We start from the raw sequence: 14,928 nt of genomic DNA on the forward strand, positions 1-14,928 counted from the left end.
GAGGGGAAGGAAAATGGCAAAGATACCGCATAAAGACGAAGCTGAAGTAGAACGTCGCCTGATTGAAGTGTTGGGGGAAGGGCACAATCAGTGGAATTATCGTCCTGATTTAAAATCTGAAGAAGATCTATGGAAGAACTTGCGTCAAAAGATTACGCAAAATAACTTAGCAGAAATTGGGGAACATCCAATTACTGATAAGGAATTTGACACAATAAAGACAGAGTTATTATCGAAAACACAGACCCCCTTTGATGCCGCTAGATGGCTCAAAGGGGAAAATGGAATTGCTCGGATTACGATTGAGCGTGAAGATGTCTCTTTAGGTTCGATGTCTTTAGTTTTGTATTCCAACCAAGACATTGGTGGCGGAATTTCTACATATGAAGTTGTTCATCAGATTGCGAAACAAAAGGCAAACCTTGATGGACGTGATCGCCGATTTGACGTGACACTTTTAATTAATGGATTGCCAATTGTTCAAATTGAATTGAAAAAGGTCAGTGCCAAAGACGGCGTATTTCAAGCCTTTAATCAAATCAAGAAATACTCAGAAGAAGGGATGTTTAGAAATAATATCTTTTCGACTCTTCAGTTATTTGTCATTTCCAATGAACAAACTACTCGCTATTTTGCTAATGCGATGCCAAAAGACATGCATAAGAAATTAGTCTTTAGCTGGCGGACAACGGACAATCGAAAAGTAGAAAATCTCTATGAATTTGTAAAACGCGTCTTAAATATTCCAGATGCGCATCGATTGATTGCCGATTATACAATTGTAAGTGAGGACCAAGACAACAAAGCTGTAATAGTATTAAAACCGTATCAAATTCATGCGATCCAAGCCTTGTTTACATCTGCCATGAAACATCAATCCGGGTATGTTTGGCATGCGACTGGTTCAGGAAAAACGTTGACAAGTTTTGTTTCTACGAAGTTATTAGCTCGCAAAGCAGGTGTAGATCGTACCATTATGCTCATTGACCGAAAGGACTTGGACAATCAAACGACGACCGAATTCACCAAGTTTGCTTCCGAGTTTAATACTGGTATTTCTTCTGGTGATGCAATATCGAATAGCTTGGTTGTCGGAACTGGAAGTGCGAAGGAGTTAAGTGATACTCTACTGTCTGATGCCAATTCCAATACAGTGATTATTACCACTCGTCAAAAATTAGAAGCTGCCTTGCGCTATGCCCAAAGGCAAGAGGAGCAAAAAGGTACTCAGCGCTTTAAGAAACTGCTAGGGCAACATATTGTCTTCGTCGTGGATGAGTGTCATCGTGCGTTAAGTGCAGAAGGGATGCAAGTCATTAAGGGCTTCTTTCCAAATTCAACTTGGTTTGGATTTACAGGTACACCGATATTTAACGAGAATAAAAAACAGGCTAAAGGTCAATTAGCTCGTACCACTCGTGATCAATATGGAGAAGTTTTGCACACCTATACCATTAAAAATGCATTAGATGATGGTGCTGTTTTAGGGTTTCAAGTAGAGCACGAAGATACGATTGATCCAACATCATTAAATAATTATATTTTTAATCAACTGCGTCAAAATGAAAAATATGCCAATTTGACTGCAGATGAAATTAATCACATCATTGATCAAATGGATGGAATAGAAAAGGAAGCATATCTTGAACCATCTTCGTTTGAAAATGATGATCATATTCAAAAAGTTATTCATAAGATTTTCAGGCCGGATAATGCCTATACTAAATTTGATTTCCAAAATGGTCGCCCGCAAAAGTCTGCCATTTTAACAACCAGTTCAATTGATATGGCGAAACGCTACTATCGGGCAATCAAGGAAATGACGAAAGATCCAGAATGGTTGACGAAAGAATTTGCTGGACATCCGATCCGAACCGGACGTACGATTGAAGATCCGGATTTTCCACGAATTGCAATCACCTATTCGATTCAAGAAAACGAAGACAATTCGAAACAAATTCAAGATGAAATGAAAGAGATTATTAAGGAATATAACGATTATTATCACACTGCTTGGTCGATAGAAGATATTGAACGATATAATGGTGATATTAACAATCGTTTAGCTCGTAAGAAAGCAGAGTTCAAAGAATTTGGTAAACAAATTGACCTTGTCATTGTTGTCGATCGATTATTGACTGGTTTCGATGCACCAACGATACAAACATTATTTGTGGATCGAAATTTAAGTTATGCGAATTTGATTCAAGCATTCTCTAGAACCAATCGTACTTATCCAGGTAAGACAAAAGGATTAATTGTGACATACCGGAAACCTTCAACAATGGAGCAAAATGTAAAGAATGCGACGAAATTATATTCACAAGCACAAGAGGAATCTAGTCTTGTTTATCCGACTTATGATGAATCGAAGAAACGCTTTAAAAAGGCTCACAAAGCGCTAACTACGTTAGTTCCAAACCCAACCGATATTGATGAGAACACATCTCTTGAAACCCGAATTGAGTTCGTGAAAGCATTTCAAGAGCTAAACAATTCATACGAAGCTTTAGTTACATATAATGACTACAACGATGATATGGAGAAATCAACAGCACTTCAAGAACAGGTGAAAACCTTAGAAGAATATATTGGTATATATAACACGGTTAAGGGTTCACTCGAAGATGAAGGAAACCAAGATGGACCGGGCCCAGATTTCTCAGACATTGAATTCTATGGAGAAAATGCAGTTAAGATCTATGATATCGACTCAACTTATATTGACCGACTATTAGAAACATACTCGGCCAATAATCAGAACATCCGCGACGAAATCGAAAATGCCCTTCAAAAACTGAAGAAATCAGAAATTGTTAAGGACGTATACCGCACGATGTTAAATGCTATTGATACCAATGAAATAGATGGAGAGCAAGATATTCTTGCAGTGAAACGAAGCTTCTTCACTAAAGCACGTGACAAAGCGATTCATGAATTTGCGAATACTTGGTTTGTGGAAGAAGATGAGCTACATTTATCTGCAATTCAATATGTTGTAGGAACAGATCCTATTCCGAATATTAGTCGTATTATCAACAGTAAGCAATTTGATAAGTATAAAGCCGTATATCCAGATGCAAAACCATTGAAATACGGACCAGAAATGAAGCGTCAGTGGAGAAAGACTTTAGATGAAATTATTGTACCTTTGGATGACGAGTTGAGATAAATTCGTTTTGAAATTAATATCTTTAAAAAAGTCAGAGTCGGAGGATTTTTTAAAAGGTATTTAATAATAATTAGCTGTTTGAATATAGATCTAAGACAGTAGCCAATCTTCACATAAGTGAGTGTGTGGCTGTACTTTTCAAAAAAGATAAATAAAAATTTAAAAACATAAGCCTTTCCACTCCAGGAGAGGCTTATAATGTTATATGAAGGTTCCATTTCTTGCATAAAGTCCTAGCCTTTCTTAATAAAGAGGTGTATCAAAATAGAACAGAAAATCTCGAATCAACTGATTAGTGAACAAATGAAGCGCGTTTTATCAACATATCAACGAGCAAAAAATGAGGAGTTTAAGGGGCACCCTTTGTCACACCTTATTTGTCATGAAATAAAGGACACTCTTTTTAAAGTTGTTGACTTAGATCCTAATATTTATCATGTAGCAGGTTCGGTTGGAAAAGGCCGTTGGGCTGAGATTCCTTGGGTTTCAATTTTTATAAAGAACTTAACGACTTCTGCGACAAGAGGCTACTATATTGTTTACTTATTTAGTGCAGATGGAAGCGGTGTTTATGTTAGTTTGAATCAAGGATGGACATACTTTAAAGAAAAGTATGGAACAAAAATAGGTAGGGCCAAAATCCAAAAAACAGCTTCTATTATTAGAGAAAAACTAAATACCATACCTCAAAATATGAATCTTTCAAATATCGATTTAAAGGGTAAAGGTGATCTTGCGAGGGGATATGAGTTAGGACATGTATGTGGTCGTTTTTATGATGTAAGCAATTTTCCGAGTTCAGAAGACATTATAAACGATTTACAAGCTCTATTAGTTACATACAAAGAAGTAGAAGGTCTTATCGGACATCGATCGATAGAACAGTTTAATGATTTTATTCTGTTGCAGGAAGATGGCCAATTTTTAGAAGACCGGGTTAACGAAGAGGAGTATCAGATAGCGGCTCAAACCTTCATCATATCCGAGAATTCGAATATCGGATATGAAATCAATCAAAAGAGAGAACGTCCGCAACCTATCATTAATCAAGGTGGTCAAAGGCAATGGACAAGAAATGCAAGTCTTGCATCAAAAGCTATGATGCTTTCAAATTATACTTGTGAAATTGACCATTCCCACAAAACTTTTATCTCTAAATCTACCAACATGCCTTATGTTGAGTGTCATCATCTTATCCCTATCGCCAAGCAAGAGGAGTTCAAATATGACTTAGATCAACTGGCAAACTTGGTAAGCCTATGCTCACACTGTCATCGTCTTATTCATTATGGTCAAGATGAGGAGAAGCAAAGACTGTTGAAAAAATTGTATGATCAGCGGAAGGATCATTTGAAAAAGATAGGAATTGAAATTACCTTTTCAGAACTTAAACGAATATATGAAATATCGAATATTTAGATTCAGATTAAAAGCTTTGGTCAAGCGCTACCAAGGCTTTTTACTGTTTAATATAATTGACAAAAGGATAGTACAAAAATTTACACATGTGATGAGATCATTTTAATAATAGATAACAATCTTAAAGGGAAAGAGGGGTTCGGCATGAGCAAGGTTGGTTCAGAAATGGTTGCAGGGGTGTTGAACGAATTCCATTTGGCAACTAAGAAGCATAAATATTGAACAGGCGAAGTCAATGTTTTTCGAGATGGAAGAGAATTAGAATGTGCTTGTCTACTTCTCGCTGCTTGAGGAGCGGTGTCGGATGATGCATTGCTGCGGACGATGATTGAGATAGAAGCCGAAGCGTGCAGTTATGTGTCTTGTAACCCTGGAACCTTGGCGCGCAATTTGCGGGTGCTTAAAGATCTTCATGATCGCTATTAGAAATAAACCGTAGGCTATTCAACCAAGAAATTTCCTTCTTACCAAAAAAACAAAATAAATGTTGACGCTTTCATAAAACCGATATATACTTTAATCAAATCCAATATTGATAAATTAGACATGTGACTGGTCATGCAGGCAGGATCTAAAACCGATAAATTTTTTAATTTGTCGGTTTGGGTCCTTTTTTTATTGCCTAAATATAGGTCTCATGTTTCGGAAAAGGGGGAGAAACAGTGAATTATACACAAACAGCAAGAGACGTATTGCAGCATGTAGGCGGTAAAGAGAATATTGCCCACTTGGAGCATTGTTCGACACGACTCCGTTTTACATTGATTGATCAAAACAAGGCGAATGTGCCGGCGCTTGAGAAAACACCAGGTGTCATCGCTGTCCGTATGTCGGGCCAATGCCAGGTTGTGATTGGAAACGATGTCATTGAAGTCTATGAGAAATTGACCGGCCTTCTCGGAGGATCACCTTCTGAACAAAGTGTGTCTTCCCATCAGCCGAAGGAAAAGCGAAAAGCGGGGACTGTACTATTAGACTTCATTGTCGGCGTTTTTCAACCGCTTGTTCCAGCCATTGCGGGTGGAGGGATTTTAAAATCGTTTCTCCTCCTCTTCTCGTTATTCGGATTAATGGATGCCAAAGGGCAAACGTATCAGATTTTAAATATGGTTGGCGATGCGCCGCTTTACTTCCTGCCATTGCTAGTAGCGGTGACGACAGCCAATAAACTGAAAGTGAATCCGCTTGTTGCATTATCGGCAGTCGGCGCTCTTATTCTGCCAAACATGACGGCTATGCTGACAGAAGGCGCTCAATTATTTTCATTCGATGTGAAAAATATTGCGTATGCCTACCAAGTGTTTCCGGCGATTTTATCTGTTCTGTTGTATGCACAGATGGAAAAATGGTTTACTCGTATTTCGCCAAAACCCATTCGTATCTTCTTCGTACCGATGATGTCATTGGTTATGACAGTTCCGATCACTCTCCTGTTGCTGGGACCAATCGGTTTTACAGCTGGGCAAGGCTTCACAGCAATCATCCTTGCTATGTTTGACAAAGTGGGCTGGGTTGCGGTTGCGATTCTGGCAGCAGTCCTTCCATTTATGGTCGCATCGGGGATGCACAAAGCGATGGTGCCGTACGCTGTAACAACAATGGGCAATCTCGGAAAAGAAGCACTTTACTTGCCTGCTTCACTTGCACATAATATCGCTGAAAGTGGGGCGTGTTTCGCAGTTGCCCTTCGCACAAAAGATAAAGTGCTTCGTTCAACTGCCATTTCTGCAGGGATTTCCGCATTCTTTGGGATTACCGAACCGGCATTATACGGGGTGACACTGCAAAATAAACGTGTGCTTAGCAGTGTCATGATCGGTTCTTTCATCGGCGGAATCTTCATTGGACTTGTCGGACTTCAAGCGTTTGTTCTTGTTGGACCTGGGCTTGCAAGTATGTCGATGTTCATATCTGACGAGCTTCCACGCAACTTTATGTTTGCAGTTATCGGTTTTGCCATCTCATTTGTTGTTGCTTTTGCTGCCGCCTTTATTTTAGGAAAAGATCGAAAGACAGAAGAAACGGAAAAAGAAGCAGAGCAAGGTGTTTTCGCTGAAAAACTTGGCGCAGATGAGACATTCAAAAGTCCAGTCATCGGTCAAATGATTTCACTATCTGATGTAGAAGATGACATATTTTCTTCAAAGGTAATGGGAGAAGGAATTGCCATTATTCCTTCAAAGGGTGAACTATATGCACCGGTAGATGGCGAGATTTCACTTCTCTTTGAAACAAATCATGCGCTCGGCATGAAAACAGCAAACGGAGTTGAGGTTCTTTTCCATATTGGGATTGACACCGTTCAGCTAGAGGGCAAGTTCTTTAAACCATTGGTGCAAGCAGGAGACAAAGTCAAAGCAGGTGATCTGCTCATTCAATTTGACCTAGAAAAAATTAAAGAAGCAGGTTATGATCCAGTTACACTAGCAGTTATTACGAATACGGATCAATATGATATAAAAGTAACGCAATTAAAAGAGGTCAATCGTCAAGATACATTGATGGTTGTTACACAATTAGGAGGGTAATCATGATGACAAAGACAAAAGGATTTCCAAAAGGTTTTTTATGGGGCGGTGCGATTGCCGCAAACCAAGCAGAAGGAGCTTGGAATGTTGATGGAAAAGGACCGTCTGTTGCAGATATTGCCATGTACCGTTCGAATTTGAGTGTAGAAGATTACGAAGGACACCTTGCTGTTACTTCTGAAAACATTGAACGCGCAATGAAAGACCCGGACGTAAAAAAATATCCGAAGCGCAGAGGCATTGACTTTTATCATCACTATAAAGAAGATTTGGCTCTTTTTGCAGAAATGGGTTTTAAAACATTGCGTATATCGATTGCATGGAGCCGAATTTTCCCGACAGGGGAAGAAGCTGAGCCGAACGAGAAAGGTCTTCAGTTTTATGACCGTCTGTTTCAAGAAATGAAAAAACATAACATTGAACCGATCGTGACGCTGTCACATTATGAAATGCCATTAGCACTTAGTGTGAAATACAACGGATGGGTTGAAAGAAAAGTGATCGACCTCTTTGTGAAATTCGCCAATGTGTGTTTTGAACGCTATAAAGATGTCGTGAAATATTGGCTTACCTTTAATGAAATAGACAGTATACACCGCCATTCTTTCATTACAGCGGGAATCATTCCTGACCGCTGTCCAGAGGGGAAGGTAGAAGAAACCGTTTATCAAGCATTGCACCATCAATTTGTGGCATCCGCTCTTGTGACTGCAGATTGTCATCGCATCATTCCCGGAAGTCAAGTGGGATGTATGCTAACGAAACTTACGACTTACCCGCACACTTGTTATCCGAATGATGTCGAACGCGCACTGAAGCAAAACCTTGATAACTATTTCTATGCAGATGTTCAAGTGTTTGGCGAATATCCGCCATTGATCAAACGCATGCTGGAACGAAAAAATATCAATATTAAGATGGAAGCGGACGATCTTGCCATTTTGAAAGAACATACGGTAGACTTCGTTTCATTTAGCTACTATATGTCCCTGACAGAATCTGCACAAGAAGGGCTGGAAAAAACAGATGGCAATACGATTCGCGGTGTGAAAAACCCTTATTTGCCTTCAACAGATTGGGGTTGGCAAATCGATCCGGTCGGTTTAAAAATTTCGCTCATTGAATTGTATGATCGCTATCAAAAACCTCTCATTATTGTGGAGAACGGCATGGGTGCGAAAGATGTTGTTGAAAGCGATGGATCGATCCATGATGATTATCGTATTAACTATTTCAGAGAACATTTCCGTCAGATGAAAGAAGCCATTGAAGAAGGTGTAGATCTCTTCGGATATACGAGCTGGGGATCCATTGACATTATTAGTGCGGGAACATCTCAAATGTCCAAACGATATGGGTTTATCTATGTTGATCAAGATGACGATGGCAACGGGACATTGAAGCGCTTACGTAAAGATTCATTTTACTGGTATAAGAAAGTGATCGAGTCAAATGGAGAAGTATTAGACTAAAAAACCGCATTCATGAAAAGGTGATGGCGATGTTTAAAATAAAAAAGGTTTTAAACTCGAGTGTGGTACTGGCTGTAGATCAGAACCGCCAGGAGCTGGTTTTATGCGGCAGAGGCATCGGTTACGGACGAAAACCTGGGCATATGATTGAAGAAAAACAAGCTGATCAAGTGTTTATGCCAGTAGACAATATGAAGGCAAAAGAATTTCTTCAACTGTTGGATTCAATACCGCAAGAATTTATTGAATTGACACAGCAAATTGTTCATTATGCAGAAGAAAAATTAAAAACAAAGCTAAATTCCGGCGTTTACTTCACATTAATGGATCACTTAAATTTTGCAGTAGAGCGTTATAAAAAGAACATCAATATTACGAATCGCGTCTACTGGGAAATTAAAAACTACTATACAGAAGAGTTTGAGGCAGGGAATTATGCACTGCAGCTCATCAATGAAAAACTAGGGATCCAATTACCGAAAGAGGAAGCGGCAAATATTGCGTTCCACTTAATTAATGCATTAGGTGAAGAAACAGAATCAAAAAATGGAATGAAGTATGCAAAAATGATCGGGAGCATTGTCAATCTTGTCCGGTACACATTAAATATGAAATGGGATCAAGAAAATATCCATTACAGCCGATTTATCACACACGTTAAATTTTTTGTTGAAAGATTTTACGCTGATAAATTGCTGGCAGATCAGGAGAATGAATTGTTTGAGCAAATTGCAAATTTATATCCGCAAGCAATGGATGTAGCTTTCAAAATCAAAGATTATATCAAACAGGTACACGGAATCGTCATTCCGAACGATGAACTAACATACTTGGGAGTCCATATTCATCGCTTGATTTCTTATCAGCAATTAAAATAAATGAAGAACCACTTGCCTTTGTGGAAGGCGAGTGGTTTCTTGTTTTTGAAAAAGAAGGAGCATTTCTGTTTATAGGCCAGATGAGTTGATTGATCTATACCAACAGTTAAAATTGACAACAAAAGGCTTTTTCAATTGTTGACAAAAACATATCACTAATTGACAAAAGGTCATTACAAAAATTTACACATGTGATAAGATCATTTTACAGATAGAGAACAATCTTAAAGAGAAAGAGGGGGTTCGGCATGAGCAAGGTCGCTTCAGAGGTGGTTGCGGGGGTGTTGAACGAATTCCATTTGGCAATTAAAAAGCATGCTATTGAGCAGGCGAAAAGTCTTTTTGAAGAGGCGAAGTCGATGTTTTCCGAGATGGAAGAGGATCAGAATGTGCTGGCTTATTTTTCGCTTCTTGAGGAGCGGTACCGGATGATGCTTTATGATGCGAGGGGAAAGCGGCTGCCGCGGGAGTCTTACTTTAATGATTCGCAAATCGAGTGCATCGAGCAGACGGATCATATGATCGATTACTATTTCTACTTTTTTGAGGCGATGCATGAAGCGTACAACAAGAATGTTGAGCGGGCGATCAGTCTGTACAAGGTTGCCGAGAAAAAACTGGCGAAGGTGCCCGATCAGATCGAAGCGGGCGAATTTTATTTTAAAGTGTCTTGGCTGTATATGTCTCTCCGGCAAAATGCGGTTTCTCTCAATTATGCGAGAGACGCGATGAATATTTACAAAATGCATGACGGGTACGAAAAAAAGCTGGCGATTTCCCAGGTTGTGATGGGGACAAATTACATGCAGATGCAGCGCTTTAAAGATGCGGAGAAGTACTTTGAACAATCGATTGAAATTTCCAAAAAGATCGACGATTCGTTTTTAGAAGCAATGCTTCATCACAATATCAGCATTCTGTATTCCAATTCCGGCCGGTCTCAGGAATGCATTCTCGCCGTCCAGCATGCGTTGAGCAACCCCGAATGGTGCGAGTCAAGCTACTATATCAACTCGCTTTACATGCTGATCAGAGAGTTTTTCAAAATCGGCGAAACAGAAGCGGCCCTGTTCTATTATAAAAAAGGACAGGAGGAATTAGAGAAAAACGGGAATAAGCATTATGAAAAGAAAATAAATATTATGTATGAGCTGTATTGCCATGAAAACGTAAAAAGCATCAAAGACGACATCGATTCCTTGGACGAGATGAATGATTTAGACGGTGTTTGCGACCTTTCTCTGCTCATCTCAAGCTATTTCGAGAAAAAAGGAGATGACAAGAAAGCGCTGGAATTTGTTAAAATATTCATGAAAGCCGAAAACAAAATGAGATCATTAGGGAGTGAGGTATTGTCATGAAAAAATTGATTCTTTGCTTATCGTTAACTGCTATGGTCTTAGGCGGAGCAGCTTTATCCCAAAGCCACAATCAGGTGTCAGGCGGCGTTCAAACAGCTGAGCTGCCGGTTGGGGGTTAAGTTTCTGAAGTCCTTTTACAGGGCTTCTTTTTTAAAGGCATGAAATGGGGTGCGATTACAGTGAATTTACAAGAGCATGAAATATAAAAACCTTCCAAATTCGCGAGAGGCCCTCCAATCGTTTAAAACATATTTAAACATTAAAATTGGAGGGGGATACTATGAATGACAAAACATTTCTTTCATATTTAAAACACGCAGATAAGCCTTTCAGCGGCTGGGATTTTTCTTTCATTGACGATACGGGAAGAATGAAAAGCGACCTGCTTTCATGGTCATACGGAAGCATGGCTCTGTCTCTTATTCAAGATTCCAAATCCATGCTCGATATGGGGACAGGCGGCGGAGAGTTTTTATCGAAATTGGGGCCGTTTCCTTCGTCAGCATACGCTACTGAATGCTATTTGCCCAATGTGCCAGTTGCAAAGGAACGATTGACGCCTTTAGGGGTTCAGGTCGTCCAAATTGATGATGATGAAGATCTTCCATTTGAATCCGGCCAATTTGACCTGGTCATCAATAAACACGAGTCATATTCAGCACAAGAGGTGAGGAGAATCCTTTCAAAAGGAGGACTGTTTCTCACTCAGCAAGTCGGCGGGCATGATTGCGAAGAAATCAATGAAAAACTTGGTGTGCCGCTAAATGAAGAATTTAAGGACTGGAACTTGGAAAAAGCGTTAAAAGAAATAGAAAAACATGATTTTAAGGTTTTGAAAAGCAGGGAAGAGTGTCCGACTCAAAGGTTTTATGATATTGGGGCTCTGGTCTATTACTTAAAAGCCATTCCCTGGCAGGCGCCCGGTTTTGAAGTGGATCAATACACGGATGAATTGTACGCGATTCATAAAATGATTGAAGAAAAGGGTTATTTTGATGTCACACAGTACCGGTTTATCATTTTAGCGGAAGCGATTTAGAGTTTGATCAAAGATTTGCCTAAGAAGGGTGTCTCATATTATATGATGACATCCTTTTTTATTTTCCTATATTTTTGTAAAGCCAGTTATTTATCCATATATTCATTTAGGATATAATTGTTACTACTTAATGTTATTACCAGTATCATGTTTTTTTACACATCAGGAGGAAAAGCGATGGCATCCCAAACTGTAACCAAGTATTTTCGCGATAGTGTCGCTGCGAAACTAAAAATCAACTTTAAAAACAGTCGTTTTATGATTTCAGATTTGAATAGCCTTATACAAGGAAAGATAGACAGTAAGTACTACGCGGTACTTTCAGACCACAAAAATGTCTCCGGTAAACTCGATGTTATCGTTGTGGCAAAGACGATCAAGACGAAATTCGACGTGCAGCAAAGGGTTGAGACAAATATTGAAGATATGACCGGAATTCTTTATATCCCGGCAGTTTTGACTGCCAATGGTATGTTGTTGCCTTCAGAAGACAAATATCCATGGATTCCGAGAGAGCATCTTCATCCAATCATTGACGAAGAGCTTGCGATCGGCTATGTCAATGACTTTGATGAATATATGAGCAACAATTATCAGAGGTTGGAAAGCAACCTCACTTGGAAAAGCTATTTTGAGTTTGCAAAAGATATGTATGAGTCAGTTACAGAAACCGAAATAACTTCAAATACAGTTAAAGAAATAGAATTAGAGAAAAATGTTTATATCTTTAAGGATGATTCCATCAATGCAACCAGAAATATATTAAAGTTATATGATCACCTTTTATCCAGCCAGCCGAATCATCTGCAGCTTTATCAAAATTTTATCAACCAAAAATTCACTTCTTTATCGCCGCTTATTCCAAACCGGATGTCAGAAATGCAGAAGCATGTCGGACAAATGGGCGGGGAATATCCTTTGTCGCCATCGCAAAGGGAGTGCCTGAACCATTTCAACAATATGGAAGATGGAGAAATTCTTGCAGTCAACGGTCCGCCGGGTACGGGGAAAACGACGTTATTGCAGTCGCTCGTTGCCAATCTTTATGTCGAACGAGCATTAAAAAAGGAAGATCCTCCTGTCATTGTCGCTTCATCAACAAACAATCAGGCAGTAACCAATATTATTGAATCATTCGGAAAGATTAAACCAAAATGGGAAAACAATCATTTAGAGCAGCGATGGATCGAAGGAGTCGACAGCTTTGCTGTTTATTTTCCGTCCGGCAGCAAGGAGAAAGAGGCGCAAGAAAAAGGATTTCAATATACGAACCCTCGGGGAGAAAACTTTTTTGACGAAGTTGAAAGCAACGAGAACATTGAGCGATCAACCGAAAAGATGCTCAAAGAATGCAGTCGATATTTTGAAACAAACCATACTGATATTAAGCAATGTGAGCAAACGATTTCAAATCGGTTAACAGCGCTTGAAGAAATCAGACAAAAAGTTTTATCCTTATTCTCCGAATATGATCAAATAGCTCCCAAAGGCGTTTCTTTAGATACATACATGACGCAATTGACCGAGGAAAAAACCGAGTGGGAAAGCACGTTTCAATCGATACAACAAAGAATAAAAGAGTGGCAGACGCACTTTTCAAACTTGCCGTTCTTTGTTCGCTTATTCAAGTTTCTGCCGTTCTTCAAGAGCAAATTAGTCAGTTATGTCAGATATTTTATTCAGCCGGATGAAGAATTTATTGATGAGTCAATGAATCTCGATAAAATTCTCTCTCTGTATAGCGAAAAAGCAAAAGAGACGAGAGAAAAAATAAAGCAGGTCGATGCGACATACCAACAAGTCAGCAAATTGAACACAAAATATAAACAATTAATGGTGGAACTTATATCACTGAACATTCTTGAGAAATATCCTGGTTCATTTTCTTCTTTAGATAAGGCGAATGAATTTTTAGATACAACCATAAAATACGCCTCTTTTTGGCTAGCAGTTCATTACTATGAGTGCAGATGGCTTTTAGAGAAAAGACTGTCGGAAAAACAAAGAGGCACAAATTTCGATAATGTGTTAAATCAGTTTTATACAAATTTAAGTATGTTGACCCCTTGTTTTGTGATGACTTTTTATCAGCTTCCGCGAATGCTGCTGGCCTATAACAATGGGAAGGAGCATTTTCTCTACAATTATATTGATTTACTAATCGTAGATGAAGCAGGACAGGTGACTCCTGAGATTGCGGCATGTTCATTTTCGCTTGCGAAACGGGCAGTTGTTGTCGGAGATGTTTATCAGATTGAACCGGTGTGGAATATCAACGAAACATTGGATATTTCATTAGCTCTTTCAAATGATGTTATTACTTCGATCGAACAGTTTGAGAAGCTTCGCGAACTCGGCTTGAATACGTCAGAATCTAGTGTGATGAGGGTAGCGTGCAAAAGCTGTAAATACGAAAAACATCAGCAACGCGGTTTGTTTTTGAGCGAACATAGGCGCTGTTATGATGAAATTATTGAATACTGCAACAATCTGGTGTATAGAGGAAAACTTGAGCCAATGAGAGGTAAAGCGGCAGAGGATAAGAAAAATCCGCTTGTTCAATTATCGATTCCACCTCTTGGTCATATGCAGGTTGACTCATACCAGTCAAGCAAAAAAGCGGGCAGCCGATATAATGAAATAGAGGCAAGGGCCATCGCCACATGGATCAATGAGCATTTCTACAACATCCGAAATGCATATCATGAAGATGATCCAAAAAGTCTCATTGGCATTATCACCCCTTTTAAAATGCAAGTCGGCATCATCAAGCGTGCGCTATCACCCGATGTTAAACCGTTTATCGACGTAGGAACGGTCCATACCTTTCAAGGCGGCGAAAGAAAGGTCATCATCATGTCGACGGTGTACGGGAAAAATGACGGCTGCTTTTTTATAGACGCCAATAAAAGCCTTCTAAACGTCGCAGTTTCAAGGGCAAAGGACAGCTTCCTTGTCATGGGTGATATGAATTGTTTATCAGACAGCGCGAATAAACCGAGCGGATTGTTGAAGAGGATGCTTTTAGAAAATGACGTTGTTCATTCTTAATGAAGGTA

The 14,928-nt window shown here is 39.3% G+C and carries 9 protein-coding genes and 1 pseudogene; all 10 read left to right on the forward strand.

Annotated elements, in window-relative coordinates:
• The first annotated feature begins 13 nt into the window (after positions 1 to 13).
• The 10 genes and pseudogenes from MKZ04_RS20870 to MKZ04_RS20910 all read left to right on the forward strand — a co-directional run bounded on the left by MKZ04_RS20870 (position 14) and on the right by MKZ04_RS20910 (position 14,920).
• The gene (locus MKZ04_RS20870) at positions 14 to 3,172 is read left to right on the forward strand and encodes a type I restriction endonuclease subunit R (RefSeq protein ID WP_145625457.1); all 3,159 of its coding nucleotides are present in this window, start codon (positions 14 to 16) and stop codon (positions 3,170 to 3,172) included.
• A 303-nt stretch (positions 3,173 to 3,475) separates the two neighbouring features.
• The gene (locus MKZ04_RS20875) at positions 3,476 to 4,591 is read left to right on the forward strand and encodes an MrcB family domain-containing protein (protein ID WP_145625455.1); all 1,116 of its coding nucleotides are present in this window, start codon (positions 3,476 to 3,478) and stop codon (positions 4,589 to 4,591) included.
• A 303-nt stretch (positions 4,592 to 4,894) separates the two neighbouring features.
• A pseudogene (locus MKZ04_RS21855) lies at positions 4,895 to 4,999 on the forward strand (hypothetical protein); the annotation flags it as partial.
• A gap of 254 nt (positions 5,000 to 5,253) precedes the next feature.
• On the forward strand, positions 5,254 to 7,119 hold the full coding sequence (locus tag MKZ04_RS20880; RefSeq protein WP_145625453.1) for a beta-glucoside-specific PTS transporter subunit IIABC: 1,866 nt from the start codon (positions 5,254 to 5,256) through the stop codon (positions 7,117 to 7,119).
• Between the two features lie 5 nt (positions 7,120 to 7,124).
• On the forward strand, positions 7,125 to 8,591 hold the full coding sequence (locus MKZ04_RS20885; protein ID WP_328031741.1) for a glycoside hydrolase family 1 protein: 1,467 nt from the start codon (positions 7,125 to 7,127) through the stop codon (positions 8,589 to 8,591).
• A gap of 29 nt (positions 8,592 to 8,620) precedes the next feature.
• Positions 8,621 to 9,469, forward strand: coding sequence for a PRD domain-containing protein (locus tag MKZ04_RS20890; protein WP_328031738.1), 849 nt, complete (start codon positions 8,621 to 8,623; stop codon positions 9,467 to 9,469).
• Positions 9,470 to 9,717: 248 nt separating this feature from the next.
• Entirely contained in the window at positions 9,718 to 10,830 is a 1,113-nt protein-coding gene (locus MKZ04_RS20895) for a Rap family tetratricopeptide repeat protein (protein ID WP_328031736.1), read from the forward strand.
• Entirely contained in the window at positions 10,827 to 10,949 is a 123-nt protein-coding gene (locus MKZ04_RS20900) for a PhrK family phosphatase-inhibitory pheromone (protein ID WP_023855795.1), read from the forward strand. Before MKZ04_RS20895 ends, MKZ04_RS20900 begins: the two co-directional genes overlap by 4 nt.
• Positions 10,950 to 11,110: 161 nt before the next feature.
• A complete protein-coding gene (locus MKZ04_RS20905; protein WP_039073293.1) occupies positions 11,111 to 11,869 on the forward strand; it encodes a class I SAM-dependent methyltransferase in 759 nt (252 codons plus the stop codon).
• A 177-nt stretch (positions 11,870 to 12,046) separates the two neighbouring features.
• Complete coding sequence (locus MKZ04_RS20910; RefSeq protein WP_341046956.1) at positions 12,047 to 14,920, forward strand: AAA domain-containing protein; 2,874 nt, start codon at positions 12,047 to 12,049, stop codon at positions 14,918 to 14,920.
• Positions 14,921 to 14,928 lie beyond the last annotated feature (8 nt).

Source organism: Bacillus sp. FSL W7-1354 (assembly GCF_038002405.1).
GTDB lineage: Bacteria > Bacillota > Bacilli > Bacillales > Bacillaceae > Bacillus > Bacillus paralicheniformis.

Bases quoted from the DNA above. Each gene is read 5' to 3' on its own strand.
- MKZ04_RS20870 (WP_145625457.1), top strand. From the start codon at position 14: ATGGCAAAGATACCGCATAAAGACGAAGCTGAAGTAGAACGTCGCCTG.
- MKZ04_RS20875 (WP_145625455.1), top strand. From the start codon at position 3,476: ATGAAGCGCGTTTTATCAACATATCAACGAGCAAAAAATGAGGAGTTT.
- MKZ04_RS20885 (WP_328031741.1), top strand. From the start codon at position 7,125: ATGACAAAGACAAAAGGATTTCCAAAAGGTTTTTTATGGGGCGGTGCG.
- MKZ04_RS20890 (WP_328031738.1), top strand. From the start codon at position 8,621: ATGTTTAAAATAAAAAAGGTTTTAAACTCGAGTGTGGTACTGGCTGTA.
- MKZ04_RS20895 (WP_328031736.1), top strand. From the start codon at position 9,718: ATGAGCAAGGTCGCTTCAGAGGTGGTTGCGGGGGTGTTGAACGAATTC.
- MKZ04_RS20900 (WP_023855795.1), top strand. From the start codon at position 10,827: ATGAAAAAATTGATTCTTTGCTTATCGTTAACTGCTATGGTCTTAGGC.
- MKZ04_RS20905 (WP_039073293.1), top strand. From the start codon at position 11,111: ATGAATGACAAAACATTTCTTTCATATTTAAAACACGCAGATAAGCCT.
- MKZ04_RS20910 (WP_341046956.1), top strand. From the start codon at position 12,047: ATGGCATCCCAAACTGTAACCAAGTATTTTCGCGATAGTGTCGCTGCG.